The sequence below is a fragment of the Mesobacillus selenatarsenatis SF-1 genome, assembly GCF_000813125.1.
GTDB lineage: Bacteria > Bacillota > Bacilli > Bacillales > Cytobacillaceae > Mesobacillus > Mesobacillus selenatarsenatis.
In genome coordinates this window covers 95,318-120,166 of the sequence record NZ_BASE01000054.1, presented here as the reverse complement: position 1 = coordinate 120,166, position 24,849 = coordinate 95,318, and the positions used below count along the sequence as shown (strand labels likewise).

The window sequence follows — 24,849 nt, the reverse complement described above, 5'->3', positions numbered from 1 at the left end:
CATAAAGATGCTAGACGGTTTTCAGTAATCCAGGACGGGCATAAAAATAACCTTGTGCCAGTTCGACCTTGTTCCGTGAAAGAACCGATGCTTCATGCTCATTCTCAATCCCTTCCGCAATGACGGTGGACCCCGCTTCCCGCGCAACAAGGAGCAGCCCTTTCAGCATGGACTCCTTCACAGAGTTCTTATCAATATTTTCGATAACGGAACGGTCGATCTTAATGACATCCGGCATGATTTCACTGATGGTATTCAAGCTGGCATAACCTGCTCCTGTATCATCAACCGCTATTTTGATTCCCATTCCTCTTAACACCTTTATATTATAGATAAAATTCTCGATTCCCTCAATCGAGTCCCTTTCGGTAATTTCTAAAGTAATCTGATTTGGCTGGATAGTGTCATATGATTGCATCATGTTTTTCAGGTCCCGGACGAATCGGGAATTTCCGAGGGTAATCGGCGTGAAATTGATAAAGATATCATCCCGACAACCAGTCGAAGTGATTTGATCAAGCGTTTTTCTCAACACGATCATTTCCAGGTCATAGAGCGTATTCGTCTGCCGCGCAACTGAGAAAAGCTGCAAGGGACTCTCAAGCGCCGTGCCCTCAGGTCCCCTCGTCAGCATCTCCCACGCCCGGATTTCCTTAGTCGCGACGTCTATGATCGGCTGCGCTAAAAGCTTTATATTTTGCTGTGCGATAATTCTTTTCATTTCATAAACCATTTCATTGAATTCAGTTTGGATTCGTTTCTCAGCCATCGCAAACGCTTGCTGATGTGCCTTTAAGACCGCTCCATGAACGGAATCCACCGATTTATCGATAAAAATAAACCCAGTATCAAAGATAGGCTGGACAGTAGGATACTCTTGAAAAATCCTGCTCTCCGCTTCCCTGAGGATTTTCTTCATTTTCACATCAATTTCAGAGATACAGTACCTGTTATGGTCAATCCTCATGAACAGGCTCAGGCTGTCGCTATAGTAATCATGCAGGACAATCATGTCCTCTTTGTCGATTTCTTTTTCAATAACGCTTTTGAAATGCCGTTTCAAAGCCTTACGAAACTTCCAGCTTTCCTCACCAAGCTGCGAAGCAAGCTCCTGGTGATTCTTGATTGTGTATGCAATAACAGCAACTTCAAAGCCACTGTTAAAAGCTTTCTTCACCCCAGAAACGACAGGGTTCCGTAAAATGAACTGTGGAGGGTAATAACATATTGTAGAATGCGGCAACATTATTTTTCCCCAACCAAGCAGGTTGTCTAATATGCTAGTAACACGGCGGGCCATAGGTTTCAATCCTCTCAGAAGATGACTAGAACTTTTTATTAATTGTACCATATTTAGCTAAAATAGACCTTTTTTCCTAGATAGTTATTTCGAAATATTTTTACTTCTTTATTTATAGTGATAATGTGGGTAAGGGTTGCATTAATGTTGGGTGTATATGGATTTTGACACCTTTTCCTGCTTCGCCTTTAAACCTGTCACGATTCCGGGGTTTTCTTGACAGCTTTTCCTGGTTTTCCTTCAAACCTGTCATGATTCCGAGGTTTTCTTGACAGCTTTTCCTGATTTCCCTTCAAACCTGTCACGATTCCGAGGTTTTCTTGACAGCTTTTCCTCTTCCCCGACCAAAGCTGTCCGAACTTGATGCTACTTCTGACAGCTTTTCCTCTTCCCCGATCAAACCTGTCCGAACTTGGACCTACTTTTGACAGCTTTTCCTCTTCCGCTACCAAAGCCGTTCGAACATTGCGCTTCTTCTGACAGCTTTTCCTCTTACCCCAGCAAACCTGTCAGAACTTGGCGCTTCTCCTGACAGCTTTTCCTCTTACCCGGCCAAAGTTGTCAGAACTTGATGCTACTTTGGACAGCTTTTCCTCTTACCCGACCAAACCTGTCCGAACTTGATGCTACTTCAGACAGCTTTTCCCCGTCTCCCTCCAAAGCTGTCTGAATTCGGCGTTCCGATCTCATTGAGTCTTCCACACGCCTTTTTCAAATACAAAAAATCCCCTGAAAAATTCAGAAATTATTGTTTTTCTGGTAAGATTGATGTTGAGTGAGAATGCTGTCGAAAATGGAGGAGAAACATTTGGAACGCGAATTGGCACTTGAGATCGTCAGAGTTACGGAGGCTGCTGCACTGGCATCTGCTCAGTGGCTGGGCCGCGGCAAGAAAAATGAAGCGGATGATGCAGCCACAACTGCAATGCGCAAGATGTTCGATTCAGTCAATATGGATGGAATCGTCGTCATTGGAGAAGGGGAATTGGATGAGGCTCCGATGCTTTACATCGGAGAAAGGCTGGGCACAAGGATGGGTCCAAAAGTGGATATTGCGGTGGACCCGCTGGAGGGGACGAATATCGTCGCCAAGGGGCATAATAATGCAATGGCCGTTATTGCGGTCGCAGATAAAGGAACTCTCCTCCATGCACCTGATATGTACATGCAGAAAATCGCTGTCGGTAAAAGTGCCGCTGGTAAAGTAAGTCTTGATGACCCAATTGAAAAGACGATTGAAATCGTCGCAGAGGCCAACAATAAACGAATCCAGGATTTAACTGTTATCATTCAGGAGCGTGACCGCCACAATGATCTGATTGAGCGAGTAAGGCAAAAAGGAGCCAGAGTGAAACTGTTTGGTGACGGCGACGTAGGTGCTTCGATTGCGACTGCTCTGCCCCATACAGGTGTCGACTTATTCGTGGGGACAGGCGGTGCGCCTGAAGGGGTCATTTCAGCTGCAGCCCTCAAGGCTCTTGGCGGTGATATGCAAGCAAGGCTTGTACCGCAAACCCTGGAAGAAGAAGAGCGTTGCATTGCAATGGGCTTGAAGGATCCGAGACAATTGCTGATGCTACATGACCTTGTTTCCGGAGACGATGCGATTTTTGCCGCAACTGGTGTTTCGAGCGGCGAACTGCTCGACGGTGTACGTTTCCTCGGTGGAGATCTTGTTGAAACACACTCCATTGTCATGCGTTCCAAAACCAAAACGGTCCGTTACATCACAGCACACCATCATCTTGAACACAAGCCACACCTAGTGATGGTTTAGAAGCAATACATACTAAGGGGGATCACGATGACCGAACAATTTTTTTTATACGATGAAACTGAAGAAACAAAAACGCGTTATGTAAGCTTTGTTGGTGAAAATCAGCGCTTTGACCTTGCCATCATGCAGACTGGGCGGTACTACGGCAAGAGCATCGTGATGGATATCCAGGGAAGCCGCTTCGCCATCCTCGGCCAGGATGACCTCGCTGAAGAAGGTTATCTCGAATTTGCCTACAACCTATCTGAAGAAGACGCGGAGGAACTTCGCTCATTCCTGCAACCGATCCTATAAATCTGGAATGAACTGTTTGTTTGATTTGTCTTACCAAAGAAATACTAAGGGGACAACAAGCAAAGAGGTGAGTTCATGAGCAAGGAAGACAGTGAAAAGTACTCTGATTTTTCGAATGTTGAAAAACAACGCAACTATATAACGGCCGAAGACTTTCCAGAGGGCGCATATGGGTCCCCGTTCCGGAAGGACGAGCCCGTAGAAGGCAAAAGCACTCCTTGGCGTGAGGGACAGCGGAGCTACAGCAACTTCAACTACGAGTTCAAGTCCCTTCATCAAGGAACACCGCGTAAAGAAGCGGGTGCCCACCCAACCCATGATGACCCGAATGAAAGCGAACAGCCGCCGTATAGTGATTTATAGTAGTACCTTGATATGCTCCAATGCTGGTTATTGGGGCGTTTTTTTATGTCTGGATTCAGTGCAGATTTTAAGTTCTTATAGGAAAATTGTGCCTCTTCTACTGCTGAAACTTTCAGAATCCAACCCTTACAAATCACCATCCAATGAAATAAAAAAAGCCCCGAATTGGACTGAATACAGTCCACAATCCGGGGCTTTTTTATCATACTATCCTTGTTTCGCGACCTTCTTGGCGACAAAATAAGCACAGCCAAAATTGCAATACTCATATAAGTACTCGCTGACAGTACTGATTTTCGTATCGAAAGTTGACTTCTGGTTTTGATCATCGAAAAAGCCTCTTAAACGGAGTTGTCCATATCCCCAGTCGCCAACAATATAGTCATATTTCGTTAAGATTTCACTGTATCTGGCGCGAAAGGCTTCTTCATTAAAGCCATCCCTGCTTTCGTCCACTATTTCATAACATAAATTATTGATGCAAATCATCGGTAGGTCCACCTCTTTTTCCGTAACGATCTGGATTGTTCTCTGTCCAATGGCAAGGATGGAACCTTGCACTTTTCTTAATTATAACTTATTCCCCATCAATTACTAAGCAAAAAAAATAATTTCAGAGCCATTCTAATGATTAGGGGGTGTTTTAATTGAAAAAAGCAATAATGGCTCTTGGCATTTGCGGAACAGTGGCTATGACGGGATGTGCAGGCGGAGACGATAACGCCTCACCAGCCGGCCGGGATGGCGGAGCTGGAATTTACCAGCAAAGCGGGAATACATTGAATGCCAATGACCAGCGTCCAGAATTATACAATGAGGATGGCAGAAAAGGGTTCAATGATAAAAGCGAGGATTTTGGTTATGTGCGCCATCAAAAAACAGGTGTAATGGGCGCCGATGATATGGAGAATGCGTACCAGGCAATCGACCGCGAGCAAATTGCAGAAATGATCAGCAGGTTTAGTTTAATGGCACAGAATGTAGATGATGTGTCGACACTTGTAACCGACGAAGAAGTCTTGATCGTATACGAAACAGACTCGGAAAACCGCGACCAGACTGCGGACCAGGTGAAGCGAATGGCAATGTCAGTTGTACCACGCTGGTTCCACGTGTACGTATCAGATGATACAAACCTGCGCAATGAAGTCGAGAACTTTGCCTCACTCGATACAGATAGCCGCGATGTGGACGAATTGGTCGATGGCGTCGTCAAACAAATGCTTAAGTCTCCTCAAGGTCGTGATATGACCTCAGGTGAAAATGCCAATGGTGAAGCAGAGGGCGAATTGAATGAAGAAACGGACAAAGACGATATTTCAAGACAGATGAAACAAGGTAAATAATGAAAAGAGTTCAGCATGTGGTGTATGCTGAACTCTTTTTTAAAAAGATAACATTTTATAGTGTCTATACGCACTCTAAATTACGCCTGTTGAGCTTCCTGCTCTGCAAGCTGCTGTCTATGTTTTGCAGCTGAATTAACCTGCTCATCCGCATGATACGATGAACGTACAAGTGGGCCTGCTTCGCAATGGCTAAAGCCTTTTTCAATCGCGATTTCCCTTAGCTCGGCAAATTCGTCCGGATGATAGTATTTTTGAACCTCAAGATGCTTCTTGGAAGGCTGCAGGTATTGACCAAGCGTAAGAATGTCCACATTGTTGGCACGCAAATCATCCATCGCTTCAATTAATTCTTCTTTCGTTTCGCCTAAGCCAACCATGATGCTGGATTTCGTCGGAATATCAGGCTGCATTTCTTTAGCGCGGCGCAGGAACTCAAGTGAACGCTCATAAGTTGCACGTGCACGGATTCTTGGCGTCAAGCTTCTAACCGTTTCGATGTTGTGGTTCAGGATATCTGGACGTGCATCCATTAGAGTTTTCAGGTTTTCCTCAACTCCGCCCATATCTGAAGGCAATACTTCAATTGAGGTAAATGGATTTTTCTTGCGAATCGCTCTGACCGTCTCGGCAAAAACTGCTGCTCCCCCATCCTTCAGGTCATCGCGGGCAACGGCAGTTACTACGACATGCTTAAGGTTCATAAGTGTAACTGAATCCGCCACTCTTTCTGGCTCCTGCCAGTCAAGCTCAGTTGGAAGGCCAGTTTTTACAGCACAAAAACGGCATGCACGTGTACATACATCCCCAAGAATCATGAAGGTCGCGGTCCTTCTAACTGCCCAGCACTCGTGGATGTTCGGGCATTTTGCTTCTTCACATACAGTATGTAGATTTTTCTCGCGCATCATCTTTTTTAGGCCTGTATAGTTTTCATTCGTATTTAACTTTATTTTCAGCCAATCAGGCTTTCTCTGTACCTCTTTTTTGCTCATTATTTTCACTCCATTCCTGCTGCATTACATCAAGAACACCATGTAAAAATCAAGGCCGGTATACAGCTTCTGATGTCACTTTAACACAATGAAAAACTATCGACAAGTACGATAACCTTGCGATTACCATTATTTGATATTTATGAAAAATCCTCATCATCGCAAACTATAACAAGAAAAGCGGAGACGCTTGCTATTTCCAAAATGAAGCGTTAACGCTGGAAATTAAAGGAGCTAGATCATGAAGGGAGGATTACGGTGAAATTCCTTAAAGCAGTTATCGTTCTTTTTTTACTATCCCCTTGCCTGTTCATGGATAAAGCAACTGCAGCTGAGCAGGATCAAGAAGATGTTTATAAAAAAAGGATGGAACTCTATACCAAAGTAGAAGCTGTTACCCAGATCCCCTGGTATTATATTGCCGCGGTGGACCAATATGAGCGAAATGTCCGCCAGGCAAGAAAAGATTTGCCCAAGGCAGAAGGAGTTGCTGGGGTTTATTTCAAACCGGAAGAATGGGCAGGGCTCTTGAACCCTAATCTTGAAGATAATAATCCCGTTTCCATTCAATTTTTCAATGGAATTGGTTTCGACGGAAACGGTGATGGCAAAGCAAGTTTAAAGGATGATGAAGATGTACTCCAGGCTTTTGCACAATACTTGCTTTCATATGGAACCGATCATGAGAACTTGAAAATTGGGCTGTGGAACTATTATAAGCGCGATAAAACTGTTGGGATTATCATTGGCAAAGCGATGATTTACAAGCACTTTGGGCGTTTAGACCTTGATACTCATGTCTTTCCTATGCCACTAAGGAGCAACCACAGTTATAACAATACATGGGGCGACGCCCGTGGCTGGGGCGGCAGGCGGATTCATGAAGGAACAGATATTTTTGCTGGTTATGGTGTCCCTGTACGCGCGACAGGATATGGAATCGTTGAAATGAAGGGCTGGAACAAGTATGGCGGATGGCGTGTCGGAATTCGAGATATCAATAATACTTACCATTATTTCGCCCATTTGAGCGGCTTCGCGAAAGACCTTAAGGTAGGGCAGATAGTCGAGCCAGGAACTGTGATTGGCGGTGTCGGCAGCTCGGGGTATGGGCCTCCAGGAACAAGCGGTAAATTCCCTCCTCATCTGCATTACGGTATGTATAAGGACAACGGCTACACTGAATGGTCATTTGATCCATATCCACATCTGAAAATGTGGGCCAGGCAGGAAAGAGCAAGGCTGAAGAAATAAGTAAACAAAAAGGCCAACCATTCCGGTTGGCCTTCCCATTTTATGAACGAGCTTTCCTTACCGCGTGAATGACACTCGCTGCAAGTCCTCCCCAGATAATTACCATACCTACAACCATCATTACTAATGCACTAAGATCCATTATTTTGAAACCCCCTTATCTTCTGGAATTTCGTATAGCGCTTTATCCCATTTCTTTGCATTGGCAAAGACAAATCCGGCAACGATCGCACCGATTGCAACTAGCCAGCCAGAGTAAACGTTAAACAGCACTGGGTAGCCGCCGTAGCTTGTTTTAATATCTGTCATGATATTCATGACCATCATGATACCCAAAACGATTGGTGTGATATATTTCAAGGAAATGACCCACCAGCTTCCAAGGCGAATATCCGAGATGGCATCAGCATGGCTTTGCAAGCTTTTCAGTTCCTTTGCTACCCATACAATGAAGACTACTTCTACCAGACCAGCAAGAGCAACACCATAGTTATTGATGAATGCATCCGCTGAGTCAAGGAAGTTCAAACCACCCTGAGTTGCAAACAGGACAGAAATCAAAGCAGATAGACCGCCGCCGATTGCAACAGCTTTTGTACGAGAAACATTGAATTTATCCTGCACACCAGCAACATAAGTCTCAACGATTGAAATTAATGAAGACAATCCCGCCAGTGTCAAGCTGACGAAGAACAATACTCCGAACGCTGCACTGAATGCCGGTAACTCATTAATGATCTGCGGGAATACCGCGAATGCAAGGATTACACCTTTGCTTACTACTTGGTCGATTGGTTGACCCGACTGCATTGCCATGAAGCCCAATGCTGCGAATACCCCGATACCAGCCAGCAACTCAAAGGAAGAGTTAGCAAATGCTGTAATGAATGCGTTGTTTGTAATGTCAGATTTCTTTGGAAGATAACTTGAATAAGTGATCATGATTGCAAAAGCAATGGATAAACTGAAGAAAATCTGTCCATAAGCCGCAACCCATACTTTACCATTAAAGATCTGGCTCCAGTCTGGCTTGAAGAATGCATTGATACCATCAACAGCTCCATCAAGAGTCAATGCGCGAACAACGATAACCATGAATAAAATAACAAGTGCAGGAATAAAAATCTTGTTCGCAACTTCAATACCTTTCTTGACTCCCTTGAACAAAATACCAAGAGTGATGACCCATACAATGACCAATGGAAGGAATACACCAGGTACGATACTTCCGACTTGACCAGCGTCAACCACCTTTAGATAATCACCTACAAGGAATGATAGCGGGTCATCTCCCCACTGCTTGCTTAGTGAGAAATAAGCGTAAGACATTGCCCATGCGATGATGACTGCATAATAAGTTGAAATGACAAAGGAAACGGCAAGCTGCCACCAGCCAATCCATTCAGCACCTTTACGCATTCTAAAGTAACTTAATGGTGCAGAACCACGATACTTGTGACCGATTGTAAATTCCAATATCAAAATTGGAATACCTGCTGTCAAGAGTGCGAATAGGTATGGGAAGAAGAATGCTCCCCCGCCATTCTCATATGCTACTCCCGGGAAGCGCCAAATATTTCCCAACCCGACTGCCGATCCTACTGCGGCAAGAATGAATCCTGCCCTCGTTCCCCACTGTGGACGATTTTCCATTTTTAATCCCCCTCGCCTTCTAATCACCTGGAAAATGTTGATAATTAGAAAGTTTTATATTTTCAGATTATTTAGTCTAGGAATAGTATAGCTAGTTTTTAATTGCTTGTCAAAATATTATTTAGGTCATAATAAAATTTTTCGTAAAATATTTTCCCAACTATACCAAAACACCCTATTAATTAGGATTCTATTCCCACTTTTTAAAAAATATGAAAAAAGCTGTCTGAAAGTCAGACAGCCTTAACATTATTCTGCAAGATTTTCTTTTAACACTTCTTCCTGGGTTGTCTTGCTTCCAAAAATAAAAGCAAAGGCAACAAGCAAGATTGCCACAACCGCAAGTGCTCCTAAAGTGCTGCCAGTGAAACCAAGGATCAGAAATCCAACAGATGCAATCGCAGCAGAAATCAAAGCGTATGGCAGCTGGGTCATGACATGGTCTAAGTGGTGTGAGCCAGCCCCTGTTGAAGATAGGATCGTCGTATCGGAAATTGGTGAACAGTGGTCACCAAAAACCGCGCCCGCCAATACAGCTGCTAATGCTGGCAGCATGAGCGTGATATCAGCTGCAGCAGCGATGTCTCCGGCAATTGGAAGCAGGATGCCGAATGACCCCCATGAAGTTCCTGTTGAGAAAGCCATGATTCCAGCTACGAGGAATAGCAGGAACGGCAGGAATGAGATATTAATATTAGAGCTTTCAACAATGCCAGCAAGATACTTGCCAGTTTCAAGTCTTCCAATCAAATCAACAATGACCCATGCGAAGACCAGGATATAAATAGCCGGGAGCATTGACTTAATGCCCTCAACCATTCCTTTGCCAAAAACATTGGCATTGACGCCTTTTAACACTACTGCCTGCCTTACAAACAGAAGCAGTGCAACAGCTAGGCCCAGCAATCCGCCAGTAACAAGAGACTTCGTTACATCTGTGTTTTCGAAAATCGCTAAGATGGTAACATTGCCTTCCACAGCGCTTGCTCCAGTCCAAAGCATCATGCCTACCGTTCCAGCGACAAGGGCTACAATCGGCCATACAAGGTCTCCAACTGTCCCTTTTGTGCTTGTAGGAAGGTCATCCTTCAGTTCGCCCGGTACAGGCTTGTCCTGTGGAACGACGATTCCTTCAGTGATTGCACGTTCTTCATGCTTTTTCATAGGTCCAATTTCAATATTTCTTAGCGCTACGATAAAGACCATAGCTAATGCTGCAAGTGCGTAAAAGTTCATTGGCGCCATTTGCATGAACGCTGAAAATGCCGTATATTCGCTAACTCCATGAGCAGCGAGGATCGTACCAATCAACGCAATAATGTAAGCACCCCAGCTCGAAATCGGTGAGATAACACAGACAGGTGCAGAAGTAGAGTCAATCAAGTAAGCAAGCTTTGCACGCGAAACCTTCTGGCGGTCTGTGATTGGGCGTGTAATTTGCCCGACTGCCAAAGCATTGAAATAATCATCAATGAAAATAATAACTCCTAAAAATGCGCCGACAAGCTGTGCTCCGACTCTTGTTTTCACACGCTTCATCGCCCATTCGCCAAACGCACGGCTTCCGCCTGAAATGGAAATGAACGCTGTGATTGTACCCAATAATAATAAGAATAGGATGATGTACAAGCTATATGTGTTCAGTTCGCCATCTGCGACGACAATCCCCTTGATCGCGTCCCACATAATAGCAAATGTTTCTGCGATATTAAATTCAGCGAGCAAAAAAGCCGCTGCGATGATGCCTGTCCCCAAAGACAATAGCACTCGCCTTGTGATCACTACCATTAAGATTGCCACTAATGGCGGCAGCAATGAAAAAATTGTGTTCTCCATTCTTTCTTTCTCCTCCTTGTTTTTGACAGGGGGAAACTTTTACATGAAAAGAGTTGTAGCTACTTTTTAAAAATAAATAAAAAAGGGCAACGATAGAGAACATTCTATCGCTGCCCTTAATAAGCAACTAGTGTCTCCATCACGATCTGTAGCTCCCCATTATGGATATACCTCCATAATGACAGTGATACTCTTGTTCAAAGTATCCCCAGCAATAAAAAATGTGACTCACTGATTATTGCTTCGGCAAAATTCCCTTTTAGCTGTGATCAACGTTGTCATCCTCACACAGCTTACTCTTGAATCCTGCGCCTCTACCCCATCGGAATGATGTGGTTTATTATTCAATTGATTTTATAATATAACAATATCGCTAACTTGACAACTGTTTTTATTGCCCAGGCGTACCAGGAACCTGAATAGCAGGTGGTACGGCCCCACCGCCGCCATTGTAAAACTGCGGAACCTTTCCAGGGTAGTAGAAGCTGCCAATCGGAATATTTTCCTGCACAGTGGCTATTTTAGTCGCAAACGGTATAATAATTTGGACGTTGACCTTGACTCTGACTGAAACATTGATTAACGTATTGTTGATTCCGTGCTCCTCGGTATCCCAGACCACATCCGATGTCACATCCCCGATTGCATTGAATTTCACAGGAACTCTCGGGCCCATATTACCAAGAAGTGCATTATTGGTGGCCTGGCCCAATGGAACGTAATAAATGATTCCTGCTTCCCTGTCCTCTTCATCGGTGACAAGCTCGACATCTGTCAGCATCTCGAGTGAAGTGAGATGCCCTCTTTCTGCTTCCTTCAGGTTCATTTGCACAATGTTAGTCGTTTCTGCTTTTACCCTGTTGATGATTTCAGTATTGAATTTCACTACAGTGGTCGTTCCGCCGTCGACCGGAACAAATTCAATTACTTTATCAATATCCATCCCGTTGGCAATCTTCTTATTGATCGCCTTATTGATTACAAGCGTAGCAATTTTCCTAGTCTGGGATTCTGCATATTTCATCAATGTGGGCTCGAGCCCTTTATCTATGATCCAGAGTCCTGCTGCTGTTGAAAAGGAAAAAAAACGAATGTCAGCAGGAATACATACCTGAAAGGCAAGGGCCCTTTTCGAGGCAGCCGCCGGCCGAATTTTGCCAAAACAAATCCCCCCTCTAAAGCTATGTGTATGCTTTAAAGGGGGGAACTAGCCTAAAAAGTATTTAAAGTTTGTGTCCGCATTTCTAAAATACCAATCCGGAAAAGTTAATAATTAGCGGCGTACTCATATTTAATAATCGTATCACAGCTAACAATCATCAGGGATAGGTTCGATTGCAAATCAAGTTGGTATGGCTCTACTTTACGGCCGCTTTCCTCGAGTATACGAATAATAGGGCGTTCACTCAGACCAGGATTCTGCTCAGCCACTACTCCCTTTCGCCCATCGCTCAACATAACGGTAAGTCCGACCGGATATATCGCCACTGCTCTTCGGAAGGCATCGACTATCTTCGGATCAAACAGGCTGCCTGAACCCGAATAGAGGATTTCAAGGCCTTCATGCGGAAGCATCGCTGGCCGATATACACGATTAGAAGTAACGGCATCAAACACATCAGCCACACCAAGTATCTTTCCGAATAAGTGGATTTCGTCATCCTTCAATCCACGTGGATATCCTGCACCATTCAAGCGTTCGTGATGCTGATAGGCACAATGAGCCACTATCAGCGGAACGGTCGGGATATTCCTGAGCATCTGAAAGCCATCCTCAGCGTGGGCTTTAATGACTTGGAACTCTTCCACAGTCAGCTTGCCTGGTTTTGATAGGATTTCTTCTGGAACCATCATTTTTCCAACATCGTGTAAAATCGCACCGAGCCCCAGCTGCTCAAGCTCTTTTGGAGTCAGCTTCATTTCGATGCCAATCGCCAAGGCATATAAAGTAACATTCAATGAATGAGAAAAAATATAGTGGTCATGCATAAACACATCGGACAGCAAATTCAACAGTTCTTTGCTTCTTTGAAGCTCATCAAGCAAAGCACTGATCAACTTCTTGAATTTCCTCGCTGATTTTTCCAGTACAAAGGTTTGTGAAACCTTCGAATCCAGCTGAATTTGCTTGAATGTATCCCCAATCGTCATAATCGCATTGACGCGCAATTCATCTGATATGGAGTTTCTCACGATGATATCGTCTGTATCAGGGTCTTTGATATAAATATAGTCAATACCAAACTCTTCAAGTCTGCTAAGAATTTTGCCTTCTAGCCGTGCGCCTACGTTTAAAAGAACCTGGCCCTTGTCATTATAGATGGCTTTTCCAAGTAAAGCCCCTTCCTCTACCGAAGTGGTGGCTACGAGTCTCATGTCAATTCCCACTTTATCTGTTAGTTGGTGGTGGCTAATTTCGGCGATAACTTGCGAAAAAAACCAGAGTAACAAGAAAATTTTACATAAAACGACAATATTTTCTTATATTCTATCACAATAATTATAAGAGTGGTGATACCTTTTGTATTTTTAAGTTGGGAAAATAGCAGTTCAACTAATATATCGGATAACTCCATTGATTCTTAACAAATTGCCACAATATGTTCACATGATAACTAGAAATGCGCAGGCACCTTGTTCAGCCCCGACAAGCGCTGGAGGTCCTGACAGTGAAGTCTTTGACTTCATTGGCAGGACCGAAGCGTCTCGAGGAGTTAGGAGCCGCAACTAGACGAGCGACTCGAGGGGCTAGGTGCTGGAGCTAGACACTAATCTAAGTGTAAAGAGTTAATAGTTTCTTATAAAAGCAAAAAAACAGCCAAAACAGGCTGTCTTTTTAATTCATGAGCAGCAATGCTTCTTTGCCGATCATACCTTTTGTTGCACCAAGGTTCTCCGCTTCATACGTGACAGACTCCAGCGGGGCATCGAGCAATTCCTCGATTGTTTTTACGCCAACCGCCCTGCCGGCAATAACCTTCCTGCCCTTAAGTTTTTCATTGAGAAGTGCGACATCCAGAGCTCCGCACATAATGTATCCTTTATCTCCTGTAACGACAAGCAGGTTTGTCTTCGGCAGTTTTACTGAAATACATAAAAACGTCCTGCCTTCTATTTCAATAGGTGACATGTCGATCATGACCACAACTCCTTCCTTCAATCCCAATAACACTCTATGAAGGAGAGGCGAAAAGCGTGATATTTTGATCAGATATTGGTGAAAGTTGGTTGGAAATTTCAGCTTATTAAATTCGACAAAAGTCCATTAAAGCATGCGGGATTATTTTAATAAGACGCAAGCTTCCACTCTAGCAAGTTGCGGAGAAATTCCGGCAGCCAGTATTTCTTTTCCTCCGCTCGTTGAATCTCAGGGAAAAAGCGTCCGAAGGTGAACATATCAGGAATCGCCAGTGTGTAGTGTTCCTTCGCCTCAATCAGCTTGCCATTGATGAAGATTTGAGTGTAATTCCCTTTTTGCTGAAACTCGATTCCATCGTACTCCATGACGCCCATGACGGTGCCGCGAAAGCCAAGACCTTTGATCTGGAGATGTGGCCATTTTTCATCACTGGTCTGCAGGAGCACCTCTTTCAGCTCTGCTCCTGACATCCTGATCGTGCAAGGATTGATTGGATGTGGACAAATTTCGAGCAGGTCGAACTTTGTTACATTTCCCTGCTTCAGGCCTTTAAGAATCATCCCGGCATTCATGAACGCACAATCGGCATCACACCATTCCCGTAACGCCTGAGTGAGCATCTTGGAAAGCTCAGAATGCTGCAATGGGTCTGCCTTTAAATCCTCTGGCAGTAAAGCAACACTTTCTGCCATCAGCCTTTTGCCTTCCATGAAGTACCCTTCTGCCATATGCTGCTCGTCCTGAGCTTGATCTGCTTCGTTCATATCATAGAGTAACGCTTTCTTATGTAGAATTTCCTTTGTATTCCCATCCAGCTTCAAAGTCACATGCCCGGTGTAGTACCCAAACTTCCCGGCTCCCGCCAGTAAGCTGGAACCAACTTCTTTTCCCTCATGTAAAATATGGTGGGTGTGGCCGCCGAGAATGACGTCAATCTCAGGGAACATCCTTGCAACCAGTTCATCATCATGGATTCCAAGATGCGATAGAAGGATAATAACATCCGTTTCTCCTTTTAATTGATCGACGCAATTCTTCAGCTCATCAATCGGGTCGTTCAGCTTCCAGCCCAGCTGTTCATAAAACCTCGCAAAATTAACCGTAATGCCAATGACACCGATTCTCGTCCCGCTGCTGCTTATGTATACATGATAAGGCTTCGCCCACTCGGGCCTGTTTCCATCCTGTTTAAAAAGATTCGCCGCAAGCAGTTCGAAATTTTTTTCCAGATACATCGAATCCAAATCCTCGAAAGGAAGAGTGATGCCTTCGTTATTTCCTATGGTCGCTGCATCATAGCCAGCTTCATTCAAAAGACGGCAATTAGCCTTTCCCCTGGTTGCATCTGATAATGGATGCCAGCGGTCCATATGATCGCCAATATCGAAAACAAGAACCTCGTCGCCCTCTTCCTCGTGCCAGCGCCGGCGCTCAGTCAGTAGCTTATGGATGCTTGGCCAGTGCTCCAAATGGCTATGCAAATCATTCGTATGGTAAATATGAATAACTTCTTCCATTTAACCATCCATCCTCTTTTTAAAATGAAGTGCCCCCCTGTAAATTGCCAGGAGGGTTCTGGAGTTTTAAAACAAATCCAACTGCCTCGGGTTTAACCCTTCATATTCGATATCCAATAGCTCAACCATCTGTTTAGCATTATCCGCAGCATCCCCGCCGGAATTGTTGTTAAACAATGCGAAAACCTGTGATGTGCTTTCGTTTAATTTCTTCAGGTTTTCTGTCCACTCTGTTAGTTCTGCCTGATTATAGCGATATAAATAGCGAACTTCGCGCCAGTCCTCGCCTTTTCCTTTCTTGTTCCAGCCATGGATATTGCGGCCATGGAAACGGACAAGCACCTTATCTTTCGATGTAGATTGAAGAACCGTTGGAATTGAGCCTTCACCTGCCTGCGGTTCATCGCAGATGCTGTGGATCCATTTTTCCTCTCTCATAAAATCCAGAGTCTTCTCTCGCATATCATCTGTGAACCATGACTGGTTGCGGAATTCGAGCGCACAGTCGATTTCCCCCATCTGATCGCGGCACCAGCGCAAATAATCGACATTTTCCTTGCGCAGGTCAAACCACGGCGGAAACTGAAAAAGCGTCATTGCGTGCTTATTCGCTTCGAGATAAGGCTTTAGCGATTCTTTGTATGCAGTGAACATCTCATTTTTATCAGTAAAAGGAATTTCACCGCGCTGGTGCCCGGTCATTCCCTGGTACGCTTTAACTATAAATTGAAAATTGTCAGGTGTGTCATCTACCCATTTCGCGGCATTCTTCACAGGCTGCACAGCGTAAAAAGAGGCATCGACCTCGACTGCAGGAAAGTGGCTGGAGTACTCCTTCAGTTTATCACGCGGGGAAACCTTGCCCTCATATAAACTGTCATGGTCTCCCCAGCCCGTTAAGCCAACAATAATCATCTGTGCACCTCCGTTTTAACTTCATGATAGCATAATTAACTTTTGAATAAGAACTAAGACTTCGTTTAACCTTAATTCCCCCTTCTAAAAGGGGAAAAACACATTTTTTATTGACGGGTTGGCTTTGGTAATTGCTAATCACTACGTTTTTGAGATGAATCACTACGTTTTTGCCAGGAATCACTACACTTTTGATGTTTATCACTACGAAATTAGACCGAATCACTACGAAATTCTAGATAATCACTACTTTTTACATAAAAATGTCAATCCGCAAATCCAGAATTGCACACTACTAAAGCAAATTCGCACACTCAAACCCCTTAATTGCACCGAAAAACGACGGAATCTCTTAATGAAACCCTTTTATTGCGCTAAACATCTCCCATAATCGCAAAATCTTCCATATGACTGGAGAAAAACTTCATCTCTGTAAAATACATATGATTTTAGCATGCAAAAAATCCACCTGCCGAGGCAGGTGGATTCCCGTATCTATCATTATTAACCGATAGAACCTTCCATTTCGAACTTGATCAGGCGGTTCATTTCGACTGCGTATTCCATTGGCAATTCTTTTGTGAATGGCTCGATGAAACCCATTACGATCATTTCTGTTGCTTCTTCTTCGGAGACTCCGCGGCTCATTAGATAGAACAATTGCTCTTCTGATACTTTGGAAACCTTAGCTTCATGCTCAAGAGAAATGTTGTCGTTCAGGATTTCATTGTATGGAATTGTGTCTGAAGTAGACTTGTTATCCATGATCAACGTATCGCACTCAATGTTAGAACGGGCGCCGTCAGCTTTGCGTCCGAAGTGGACGATACCGCGGTATGTTACTTTTCCGCCTTGCTTTGAGATTGATTTTGATACGATTGTTGATGATGTGTTTGGAGCAAGGTGGATCATTTTCGCACCTGCATCCTGGTGCTGGCCTTTACCAGCAATCGCGATTGATAATGTCATACCACGTGCGCCTTCACCCTTAAGGATGACTGCTGGGTATTTCATTGTCAGCTTGGAACCGATGTTGCCATCGATCCATTCCATTGTCGCGTTCGCTTCACAGACCGCACGCTTTGTAACAAGGTTGAATACGTTGTTTGCCCAGTTCTGGATCGTTGTATAACGGCAATACGCGTCTTTTTTGATGATGATTTCAACGACCGCACTATGAAGTGAGTTCGTTGTGTAAACAGGAGCTGTACATCCTTCAACATAGTGTACGTGCGCGCCTTCATCAACGATGATCAAAGTACGCTCGAACTGACCCATGTTCTCAGAGTTGATGCGGAAGTACGCCTGAAGCGGAGTATCCACTTTGATTCCCTTAGGAACATAGATGAAAGATCCGCCAGACCAAACCGCAGAGTTCAATGCTGAAAACTTGTTGTCTGTCGGAGGGATGACTTTTCCGAAATGCTCACGGAAGATATCTTCATTTTCTTTAAGGGCTGAATCTGTGTCTTTAAAGACGATTCCAAGATCCTCAAGCTCTTCCTTCATGTTGTGGTATACTACCTCTGATTCGTACTGTGCAGAAACACCCGCAAGGTATTTTTGTTCAGCTTCAGGTATCCCAAGTTTATCAAAGGTCGCCTTGATTTCATCAGGAACTTCATCCCATGATTTTTCAGAGCGCTCAGAAGGTTTTACGTAATATGTGATTTCATCAAAGTTCAATGAAGCCATGTCTCCGCCCCATTGAGGCATTGGCATATTGTAGAAGTGCTCCAAAGATTTTAAACGGAAGTCCAGCATCCACTGGGGCTCTTCCTTCATTTTTGAAATTTCTTCAACGATTTCACGCGTCAGACCGCGCTTAGACCGGAAGATGGAAACGTCTTTATCGGAAAATCCGTATTTATAATCACCGATCTCTGGCATTTTTTTAGCCATCGTCGAATTCCTCCATTCTTAAAGCAGGGAAACCGGGGTTTCCCGCTTTGTAGTTGTTCGCTGCAGGCCAATCCCCCACAGCTGTTTCGAAAAGAAATCATCATGCGATGATTTCTTATTGGCTGTCTTCCTCTTCCTTGAGGCCTTTCTCCATTGCCTTCCATGCAAGAGTAGCACATTTGATCCTTGCAGGGAATTTCGCAACACCTTGCAGTGCTTCGATATCCCCGAGGTCCAGATCATCATCCTCTTCATATTCTTTTCCCTGCATGATGTCAGAAAAAACCGTTGAAAGCTTTAAAGCTTCCTCGATGGGTCTTCCTTTGACCGCCTGCGTCATCATAGAAGCAGAGGACATGGAAATCGAGCAGCCTTCCCCTTCAAATTTCGCGTCCGTTACCATGCCGTCTTCGACTTTCATCGTCAGCTGGATGCGGTCGCCGCATGTCGGGTTGTTCATATTGACTGTCAGGCTGCCTTCTTCCAAAACACCTTTATTGCGAGGGTTCTTATAGTGATCCATAATAACTTGCCGATAAAGGTTATCTAAATTATTAAAAGACATCGCTGAAATACTCCTTTGTTTTGACAAGTCCGGCTACGAGCTTGTCAATATCTTCTTCTGTGTTGTACAGGTAGAAGCTTGCACGTGCTGTCGCGGACGCCTTCAGCCATTTCATCAGCGGCTGTGCGCAATGGTGCCCCGCGCGGACGGCGATTCCTTCAGCATCAAGTACTGTCGCTACATCATGCGGATGTACGTCATCAATATTGAATGTTACAAGTCCAGCACGCTTGCCGGCTTCCTTCGGTCCATAGATGGTCATGCCATCGATTTCAGACATTTTATCCATTGCGTAAGCCGCAAGAGCGTGTTCGTGCTTCTCGATATTATCGAGACCAATTTCATTCAGGAAGTCGATTGCGGCCCCAAGACCGATCGCACCTGCGATGATCGGAGTTCCGCCTTCGAATTTCCACGGCAGCTCTTTCCATGTTGACTCGTACAAACCTACGAAATCAATCATTTCACCGCCAAACTCAACCGGCTCCATTTTTTCAAGAAGTGCCTTCTTGCCATATAATACGCCAATACCGGTCGGCCCGCACATCTTATGTCCGGAAAAAGCGAAAAAATCGCAGTTTAGGTCCTGAACATCAATCTTCATATGCGGAGCGCTTTGAGCGCCATCGACAACCATGATCGCACCATTTTGGTGGGCAATCTCGGCAATCTCCTTGATCGGATTCATGACACCAAGCACATTAGAAACCTGCATGATGGAGACGATTTTCGTATTCTCTGTAACCACTTCTCTTACAGTATCAAGTGAGATTGTGCCATCTTCCTGCAAGTCGATATATTTCAATGTTGCACCCGTTTGTTTTGCCACCTGCTGCCAAGGGATGATATTGCTGTGATGCTCCATGTAGGAGATGACAATTTCATCACCCTCTTTAAGATGATCACGGCCGTAACTTGCAGCTACCGTGTTGATGGCTGTAGTGGTACCACGGGTGAAAATGATTTCTTCGATTGATTTTGCGTTAATGAACTTTCGGACTTTTTCCCTTGATCCTTCGTAACCATCAGTTGCTCTTGTTCCAAGAGTATGGACACCTCGGTGTACGTTGGAGTTGTATTCGCGATAATATTTGTCCAGTGCTTCGATAACCTGCACAGGCTTTTGTGATGTCGCCGCGCTGTCTAGGTAGACAAGCGGGCTGCCATTGACTTCCTGATTTAAAATCGGAAATAGTTCACGAATTTCGCGGGCGTTCATTATTTAACTTTCCTTTCGATTACCTCAACCAACTGCTTTTTAACTCCCTCGATCGGAAGCTCATTTACAACTGGTGCAAGGAATCCGTGGATGACAAGGCGCTCTGCTTCGTGCTTCGGAATACCGCGGCTCATCAAGTAGTAAAGCTGAAGCGGGTCAACGCGTCCAACAGAAGCCGCGTGGCCAGCTGTTACATCATCTTCATCAATTAGAAGAATTGGGTTAGCGTCCCCACGAGCTTTTTCGCTTAACATAAGTACCCGAGATTCTTGTTCTGCGTTTGACTTAGAAGCACCATGCTCGATTTTTCCAATTCCGTTAAAGATAGAAGTCGCGCTATCCTTCACAACACCGTGCTTCAGGATATAGCCTTCTGAATTTTTACCGAAATGGATGATGGCTGTTGTGAAGTTCTGAGTCTGTTCTCCGCGACCGACAACAACTGTCTTCGTATCGCCGTATGAACCGTCACCAACAAGGTTCGTAGTGTTTTCAGAAATTGTGTTGCCATCGTTCATCATGCCAAGAGCCCACTCGATACGGGAGTCTCTTCCAGCGTGACCGCGACGGTTCACATACGTAGTAATACCTTCAGCAAGTGTATCTACTGCGCCATACTGGATTTTAGCATTTTGGCCTGTGATAGCTTCTGTTACGATATTCACCAATCCGTTCACTTTGCCAGTTGTTGAGATGTAGTTCTCAACGTATGTTACAGAGCTATTGTCTTCTGCAACGACAAGCACGTGGTTGAAAAGGTTTGCTTCTGCATCATCATGCAGGAAGATCGCCTGGATAGGATTTTCGATTTGAACATTTTTCGGAACATAAAGGAATGCTCCGCCGTTCATGAATGCTGTGTGAAGAGCAGTCAAACGGTGCTCATCTGTCTTAACGGCAGTCATGAAATATTTCTTCAGCAAATCACTGTATTCGCGAGCCGCTGTGAAAATATCCGTGAAAATGACGCCTTGTTCTTGCATTTCCTTTGAAAGCTGAAGATATGCAGGCTTGTTGTTGCGTTGAACATACAGGCTGCTATCCTTTGCTTCAAGGTCGACAAGTGCTTTTACATCTTCAGGAAGCTCGTCGATTGATGAAAAAACATCGCTTTTTACGAGCAGTTTTTCGAATTGTGTAAAATTCCATTTATCAATCTTCGTCTTATCCGGTCTTGGCATTGAGAGATCCTCTGCTTTTGCAAGAGATTGTACACGAAGCTCTGTTAGCCATTCCGGTTCATTCATTTCTTTTGAGAAGGAAGTAATGTACTCCTGGTCAAAAGCCCATTTCGTTTCCGTAGTCATTATAAATCCCCCCAACGCTTAAGCTTCTTGCCCAACTGTTTCGTCTTCGATGCCCAGTTCTTTCTTAATCCAGTCGTATCCTTCTGCTTCTAAGCGCTGTGCAAGTTCCGGTCCGCCGGACTTCACAATGCGGCCCTGCATCATAACGTGAACATAGTCAGGAGTGATGTAGTCAAGAAGGCGCTGGTAGTGAGTGATAATCAAGCAGCCGAAATCTTCGCCGCGCATTTGATTGATACCTTTAGAAACAACCTTCAATGCGTCGATATCAAGTCCTGAATCGATTTCGTCAAGGATTGCGATTTTTGGTTCAAGCATCATCAATTGAAGGATCTCGTTACGCTTCTTCTCACCGCCGGAGAAACCTTCGTTTAAGTAACGCTGTGCCATATCAAGGTCCATTTCAAGGAATTCCATTTGCTTATCCATCTTGCGGATGAACTTCATAAGAGAAATTTCATTTCCTTCGCCAAGACGGCTGTTCAATGCAGAACGCAAGAAGTCAGCATTCGTTACACCGCTGATTTCGCTTGGATATTGCATAGCAAGGAACAAACCCGCGCGTGCTCTTTCATCAACTTCCATTTCAAGAACATCTTCGCCATCAAGCGTAATTGTTCCATTTGTTACTTCATACTTAGGGTGTCCCATGATAGAAGAAGACAAAGTGGATTTACCAGTACCGTTTGGTCCCATTATCGCATGGATTTCTCCACCCTTAACTTCAATATCCACACCTTTTAATATCTGCTTGCCTTCAATCTCAACTTGAAGGTCCTTAATTGATAATACAGATCCTGCCATAATATTACCTCCGTCAATATAGAAAAGATTTTAAGCCGACTTTTGCCGTCTTTAACTCTATTCTCATTTTATTCTCATTACAATCTTATAACAAATGAAAAGTGTTAGCAACACCTTAAAAGTGGAAAGAAAAACAAAGAACCCTGTTGATAATTGCCATTGATTTTTGGTTCATGCCGAGAGTGAGTGAAACGACCGGGCAAAGGTATTTGCCCGCAGCGTTTCAATTACTCTCGGCAGCTTTTCAGCGTCAGCGGAAAAGCCAGTGAAGCGTCAGCTTCACGAAGTGAGCCAAAAATCAGCAGGAATCCTGATATACATTAATTCTGCACATTGATTCCCTTGTCTTCGTTCCACTTCCCCCACCCCGCCGTTCAGCTCGCTGAATGGCGACAAGCGACGACAAAACACAATTCCATTTTACCAGAACAAGCAATGTAAAGTCGGATATGCCGCTCACAGGTTGTACATCATTTTATTTTTCACCTTCTGTTATAAAAAAATGTACATAGATGGCCGAAGCAATGTAGTATCCTGCTGGATTAATTGCGGAGGATAGGCCCAGCCCGATGAGAAGTTAGAGAGTTAGACCGACTTCTGACAACTTTTCACTTGATTCTCCAAACCTGTCTGAACTTGATCCTACTTCTGACATCTTTTCGTCTTGACACCTCAAACCTGTCACAATACGGCTTTTTCTTGACAGCTTTTCGTCCTGGCACCCCAAACCTGTCACAATAACGGCCTTTTCTTGACAGCTTTTCCCTCTAACACCCCGAACCTGTCACAATAACGGCTGATAAAGGACATCTAAGGAAAACCGATCTCGATCAGGTTAATTCAACATTACATAATAAAGAAACCAGTGCATAAATCACACTGGTTCCCAAAACATTTCTTCTATTATATATATATGCTCTCGCTTACGAGTGGACTTTTCTGTCCAGGTCAGCGACCATCCGTTGGCTTTTGATATAGTCTCTTTCGCGTTTTCTTTCGACTTCCATTCTTGCGTCATGGTTCATGCTGTATACCTCGTAACTAATTCCATGAGCTCCATGCATTGCTTTTTCCATTTCACTTGTGTAGTTCAGTTTTAGCTGACTAATAGTGAATCATCCCTTCGGTTTTTCGCTTTAATAAGCGATTTTTTTGATAGTGCAATCTTAACACCTTTTATTTACCACTATCAAAGCGGTTAAAACCGTTAATTTTTGGATGTGATGGAGTAAGGGGTCCTAACGCGACTTCACCTCTGCCATTCTTAGAATACTGGCAATATCCTCCCAAATGAAGCCTTTCCTGTTATTTAACAGCCCATTATGCTGTATAAGACAGCTTTTACTGCTTCAAAGTATTAAGTTCGGCCATTGCTTCCTGGACGAGTGTCACTGCCTGGCTCATTGCCGCACCGCCACCAAAAGCAGCCGTCACTCCAACAGCTTCCAGAATTTGCTCTTCCGATGCTCCCTGGTCAAGGCAGCCTTTTAAATGATATATAATGCAATATTCATCCTGTGAATACAATGAAATCCCCAAAGCAATCAGCTGCTTTTCTTTTTGTGTCAAAGTCCCTTCCTGAAAACAAACTTCAGTAAACGCATTATAATGTCTGGCAAGCTCCGGCATCCTTTGCGTAAAGACACCCAGGCCTTGCTTATATTCATGCAGTGCTGCTTCCGTTGAATTCCGAGGTTCATAATGATGCTCCATTGCTTCCACTCCATTCTGCTTTTTTCTCGGTTAGTATGTTAATTTTCACAGTCGGTTATTCGGCAAAAAGAAAAAGCAGGCTGCACGCCTGCTTTTATCTCATTATTCTTTTACCGGTACAACTGCACCTTCATATTTTTCAAGAATAAAATCTTGGATCTCTTTTGAGTGAAGTACTTCAACTAACGCCTTGATTGCCGGCTTGTCTTTGTCTCCTTCACGGACTGCAATTACGTTCACGTATGGAGAATCGCTTTCCTCAATCGCGATAGAATCCTCTAATGGATTAAGTCCAGCATCAATTGCATAGTTAGAATTGATTAGAACTGCATCGCCTTCGCCATTGTTGAAGATTTGTGGAAGCAATGCTGCTTCATATTCTGTATCAAACTTCAATTCTTTAGGGTTTTCTGCGATATCTTCAATTGTAGCCTTTACTTTTTCTACGCCTTCTTTAAGAGTAATCAAGCCCTCTTTTTCAAGCATTGTCAAGATACGGCCATGGTCTGCTACCGAGCTGCTCATGATAATGTGCGCACCTTTTGGCAGGTCATCAAGAGTAGTATGGTCTTGGGAATAGACACCAATTGGCTCGATGTGGATTCCGCCTGCGTTTTCAAACTTATAGCCGTGTTCAGCCATTTGAGACTCAAGGTAAGGGATGTGCTGGAAGTAGTTTGCATCAAGTTCTCCCGAATCAAGTGCCTGGTTTGGAACAACATAATCGTTGAAAGTCTTAATTTCCATTTCATAACCTTTTTCTTCAAGCAGCGCTTTTGCTTCTTCCAAAATTTCTGCGTGTGGTACGTTAGAAGCACCAACGACAATTTTCTTACTTTCTTCCTTGCCGCCTTCTCCCGATGTGTTATCCTCAGAAGTTCCACAAGCTGCAAGTCCTGCAGTTAATACTAATACGAATAGAGCTAATAACCATTTTTTCAATTCAAATC

General features: G+C 44.1%; 24 protein-coding genes and 1 riboswitch. Of the genes, 5 read left to right on the top strand and 19 right to left on the bottom strand.

Annotated features, from left to right (window positions below):
• Window positions 1-10: 10 nt before the first annotated feature.
• Window positions 11-1,246, bottom strand: a complete 1,236-nt coding sequence (locus tag TY49_RS11925; RefSeq protein WP_232310445.1) for an EAL domain-containing protein — start codon at window positions 1,244-1,246, stop codon at window positions 11-13.
• Between the two features lie 862 nt (window positions 1,247-2,108).
• Between TY49_RS11925 and glpX the strand changes: the two genes are divergently transcribed.
• The 3 genes from glpX to TY49_RS11905 all read left to right on the top strand — a co-directional run bounded on the left by glpX (window position 2,109) and on the right by TY49_RS11905 (window position 3,734).
• Window positions 2,109-3,077, top strand: a complete 969-nt coding sequence (glpX, locus tag TY49_RS11915) for a class II fructose-bisphosphatase (RefSeq protein WP_041966126.1) — start codon at window positions 2,109-2,111, stop codon at window positions 3,075-3,077.
• A gap of 27 nt (window positions 3,078-3,104) precedes the next feature.
• Window positions 3,105-3,371 carry a DUF3055 domain-containing protein gene (locus TY49_RS11910; protein WP_041966125.1) on the top strand — a complete coding sequence of 89 codons (267 nt, stop codon included), beginning with the start codon at window positions 3,105-3,107 and terminating at the stop codon, window positions 3,369-3,371.
• A 75-nt stretch (window positions 3,372-3,446) separates the two neighbouring features.
• Window positions 3,447-3,734, top strand: coding sequence for a hypothetical protein (locus TY49_RS11905; RefSeq protein ID WP_023626271.1), 288 nt, complete (start codon window positions 3,447-3,449; stop codon window positions 3,732-3,734).
• 207 nt (window positions 3,735-3,941) lie between these two features.
• On the opposite strand, the gene TY49_RS11900 is transcribed toward TY49_RS11905, so the two are convergent.
• Window positions 3,942-4,223: a YutD family protein gene (locus TY49_RS11900; protein ID WP_041966124.1), complete on the bottom strand. Its 282-nt coding sequence runs from the start codon at window positions 4,221-4,223 to the stop codon at window positions 3,942-3,944.
• A gap of 158 nt (window positions 4,224-4,381) precedes the next feature.
• On the opposite strand from TY49_RS11900, the gene TY49_RS11895 reads away from it, so the two are divergent.
• Entirely contained in the window at window positions 4,382-5,080 is a 699-nt protein-coding gene (locus tag TY49_RS11895) for a YhcN/YlaJ family sporulation lipoprotein (RefSeq protein ID WP_041966123.1), read from the top strand.
• Between the two features lie 80 nt (window positions 5,081-5,160).
• On the opposite strand, the gene lipA is transcribed toward TY49_RS11895, so the two are convergent.
• Window positions 5,161-6,075, bottom strand: coding sequence for a lipoyl synthase (lipA, locus tag TY49_RS11890; RefSeq protein ID WP_439646165.1), 915 nt, complete (start codon window positions 6,073-6,075; stop codon window positions 5,161-5,163).
• Window positions 6,076-6,387: 312 nt separating this feature from the next.
• Between lipA and TY49_RS11885 the strand changes: the two genes are divergently transcribed.
• Window positions 6,388-7,329, top strand: coding sequence for a M23 family metallopeptidase (locus TY49_RS11885; RefSeq protein ID WP_084135459.1), 942 nt, complete (start codon window positions 6,388-6,390; stop codon window positions 7,327-7,329).
• 40 nt (window positions 7,330-7,369) lie between these two features.
• Here the strand turns inward: TY49_RS11885 and TY49_RS24260 are convergent, their stop codons facing one another.
• The 16 genes from TY49_RS24260 to TY49_RS11815 form a co-directional block, all read right to left on the bottom strand.
• Window positions 7,370-7,471: a methionine/alanine import family NSS transporter small subunit gene (locus TY49_RS24260; protein ID WP_023626578.1), complete on the bottom strand. Its 102-nt coding sequence runs from the start codon at window positions 7,469-7,471 to the stop codon at window positions 7,370-7,372.
• Entirely contained in the window at window positions 7,471-8,982 is a 1,512-nt protein-coding gene (locus TY49_RS11880; protein WP_041966121.1) for a sodium-dependent transporter, read from the bottom strand. The genes TY49_RS24260 and TY49_RS11880 overlap by 1 nt, the downstream gene beginning before the upstream one ends.
• Before the next feature lie 249 nt (window positions 8,983-9,231).
• Entirely contained in the window at window positions 9,232-10,818 is a 1,587-nt protein-coding gene (locus tag TY49_RS11875) for a Na+/H+ antiporter NhaC family protein (protein ID WP_041966120.1), read from the bottom strand.
• Window positions 10,819-10,959: 141 nt separating this feature from the next.
• Window positions 10,960-11,143: riboswitch (Lysine riboswitch) on the bottom strand.
• A gap of 66 nt (window positions 11,144-11,209) precedes the next feature.
• Window positions 11,210-11,845: a sporulation protein YunB gene (yunB, locus tag TY49_RS11870; protein WP_369389895.1), complete on the bottom strand. Its 636-nt coding sequence runs from the start codon at window positions 11,843-11,845 to the stop codon at window positions 11,210-11,212.
• 239 nt (window positions 11,846-12,084) lie between these two features.
• Window positions 12,085-13,194 (bottom strand): HD-GYP domain-containing protein, encoded by a 1,110-nt coding sequence (locus TY49_RS11865; RefSeq protein ID WP_041966119.1) that lies wholly within the window; start codon window positions 13,192-13,194, stop codon window positions 12,085-12,087.
• A gap of 460 nt (window positions 13,195-13,654) precedes the next feature.
• Window positions 13,655-13,957: a YunC family protein gene (locus TY49_RS11860; protein WP_041966118.1), complete on the bottom strand. Its 303-nt coding sequence runs from the start codon at window positions 13,955-13,957 to the stop codon at window positions 13,655-13,657.
• Window positions 13,958-14,103: 146 nt separating this feature from the next.
• Window positions 14,104-15,474 (bottom strand): bifunctional metallophosphatase/5'-nucleotidase, encoded by a 1,371-nt coding sequence (locus tag TY49_RS11855; RefSeq protein WP_041966117.1) that lies wholly within the window; start codon window positions 15,472-15,474, stop codon window positions 14,104-14,106.
• A gap of 66 nt (window positions 15,475-15,540) precedes the next feature.
• Window positions 15,541-16,389: a DUF72 domain-containing protein gene (locus TY49_RS11850; RefSeq protein WP_041966116.1), complete on the bottom strand. Its 849-nt coding sequence runs from the start codon at window positions 16,387-16,389 to the stop codon at window positions 15,541-15,543.
• Window positions 16,390-16,893: 504 nt separating this feature from the next.
• A complete protein-coding gene (gene sufB / locus TY49_RS11845; protein WP_041966115.1) occupies window positions 16,894-18,291 on the bottom strand; it encodes a Fe-S cluster assembly protein SufB in 1,398 nt (465 codons plus the stop codon).
• A gap of 115 nt (window positions 18,292-18,406) precedes the next feature.
• Window positions 18,407-18,856 (bottom strand): Fe-S cluster assembly sulfur transfer protein SufU, encoded by a 450-nt coding sequence (gene sufU / locus TY49_RS11840; protein WP_041966114.1) that lies wholly within the window; start codon window positions 18,854-18,856, stop codon window positions 18,407-18,409.
• Complete coding sequence (locus TY49_RS11835; RefSeq protein ID WP_041966113.1) at window positions 18,846-20,075, bottom strand: cysteine desulfurase; 1,230 nt, start codon at window positions 20,073-20,075, stop codon at window positions 18,846-18,848. The genes sufU and TY49_RS11835 overlap by 11 nt, the downstream gene beginning before the upstream one ends.
• A complete protein-coding gene (gene sufD, locus TY49_RS11830; RefSeq protein ID WP_041966112.1) occupies window positions 20,075-21,382 on the bottom strand; it encodes a Fe-S cluster assembly protein SufD in 1,308 nt (435 codons plus the stop codon). The genes TY49_RS11835 and sufD overlap by 1 nt, the downstream gene beginning before the upstream one ends.
• Before the next feature lie 18 nt (window positions 21,383-21,400).
• On the bottom strand, window positions 21,401-22,186 hold the full coding sequence (gene sufC / locus TY49_RS11825) for a Fe-S cluster assembly ATPase SufC (protein ID WP_041966111.1): 786 nt from the start codon (window positions 22,184-22,186) through the stop codon (window positions 21,401-21,403).
• Window positions 22,187-23,109: 923 nt separating this feature from the next.
• A complete protein-coding gene (locus TY49_RS25635; RefSeq protein WP_167833588.1) occupies window positions 23,110-23,250 on the bottom strand; it encodes a YuzK family famiily protein in 141 nt (46 codons plus the stop codon).
• Window positions 23,251-23,527: 277 nt separating this feature from the next.
• Window positions 23,528-23,899, bottom strand: coding sequence for a carboxymuconolactone decarboxylase family protein (locus TY49_RS11820; protein WP_041966110.1), 372 nt, complete (start codon window positions 23,897-23,899; stop codon window positions 23,528-23,530).
• Between the two features lie 102 nt (window positions 23,900-24,001).
• Window positions 24,002-24,841, bottom strand: coding sequence for a MetQ/NlpA family ABC transporter substrate-binding protein (locus TY49_RS11815; RefSeq protein WP_041966109.1), 840 nt, complete (start codon window positions 24,839-24,841; stop codon window positions 24,002-24,004).
• Between the last annotated feature and the right edge of the window lie 8 nt (window positions 24,842-24,849).

Bases quoted from the DNA above. Each gene is read 5' to 3' on its own strand.
- TY49_RS11855 (WP_041966117.1), bottom strand. From the start codon at position 15,474: ATGGAAGAAGTTATTCATATTTACCATACGAATGATTTGCATAGCCAT.
- TY49_RS11835 (WP_041966113.1), bottom strand. From the start codon at position 20,075: ATGAACGCCCGCGAAATTCGTGAACTATTTCCGATTTTAAATCAGGAA.
- TY49_RS11850 (WP_041966116.1), bottom strand. From the start codon at position 16,389: ATGATTATTGTTGGCTTAACGGGCTGGGGAGACCATGACAGTTTATAT.
- TY49_RS11875 (WP_041966120.1), bottom strand. From the start codon at position 10,818: ATGGAGAACACAATTTTTTCATTGCTGCCGCCATTAGTGGCAATCTTA.
- sufU (WP_041966114.1), bottom strand. From the start codon at position 18,856: ATGTCTTTTAATAATTTAGATAACCTTTATCGGCAAGTTATTATGGAT.
- lipA (WP_439646165.1), bottom strand. From the start codon at position 6,075: ATGAGCAAAAAAGAGGTACAGAGAAAGCCTGATTGGCTGAAAATAAAG.
- TY49_RS11925 (WP_232310445.1), bottom strand. From the start codon at position 1,246: ATGTTGCCGCATTCTACAATATGTTATTACCCTCCACAGTTCATTTTA.
- sufC (WP_041966111.1), bottom strand. From the start codon at position 22,186: ATGGCAGGATCTGTATTATCAATTAAGGACCTTCAAGTTGAGATTGAA.
- sufD (WP_041966112.1), bottom strand. From the start codon at position 21,382: ATGACTACGGAAACGAAATGGGCTTTTGACCAGGAGTACATTACTTCC.
- TY49_RS24260 (WP_023626578.1), bottom strand. From the start codon at position 7,471: ATGGATCTTAGTGCATTAGTAATGATGGTTGTAGGTATGGTAATTATC.
- TY49_RS11910 (WP_041966125.1), top strand. From the start codon at position 3,105: ATGACCGAACAATTTTTTTTATACGATGAAACTGAAGAAACAAAAACG.
- TY49_RS11880 (WP_041966121.1), bottom strand. From the start codon at position 8,982: ATGGAAAATCGTCCACAGTGGGGAACGAGGGCAGGATTCATTCTTGCC.
- TY49_RS11900 (WP_041966124.1), bottom strand. From the start codon at position 4,223: ATGATTTGCATCAATAATTTATGTTATGAAATAGTGGACGAAAGCAGG.
- sufB (WP_041966115.1), bottom strand. From the start codon at position 18,291: ATGGCTAAAAAAATGCCAGAGATCGGTGATTATAAATACGGATTTTCC.
- TY49_RS25635 (WP_167833588.1), bottom strand. From the start codon at position 23,250: ATGCATGGAGCTCATGGAATTAGTTACGAGGTATACAGCATGAACCAT.
- TY49_RS11865 (WP_041966119.1), bottom strand. From the start codon at position 13,194: ATGAGACTCGTAGCCACCACTTCGGTAGAGGAAGGGGCTTTACTTGGA.
- TY49_RS11885 (WP_084135459.1), top strand. From the start codon at position 6,388: ATGGATAAAGCAACTGCAGCTGAGCAGGATCAAGAAGATGTTTATAAA.
- TY49_RS11905 (WP_023626271.1), top strand. From the start codon at position 3,447: ATGAGCAAGGAAGACAGTGAAAAGTACTCTGATTTTTCGAATGTTGAA.
- TY49_RS11820 (WP_041966110.1), bottom strand. From the start codon at position 23,899: ATGGAGCATCATTATGAACCTCGGAATTCAACGGAAGCAGCACTGCAT.
- TY49_RS11860 (WP_041966118.1), bottom strand. From the start codon at position 13,957: ATGATCGACATGTCACCTATTGAAATAGAAGGCAGGACGTTTTTATGT.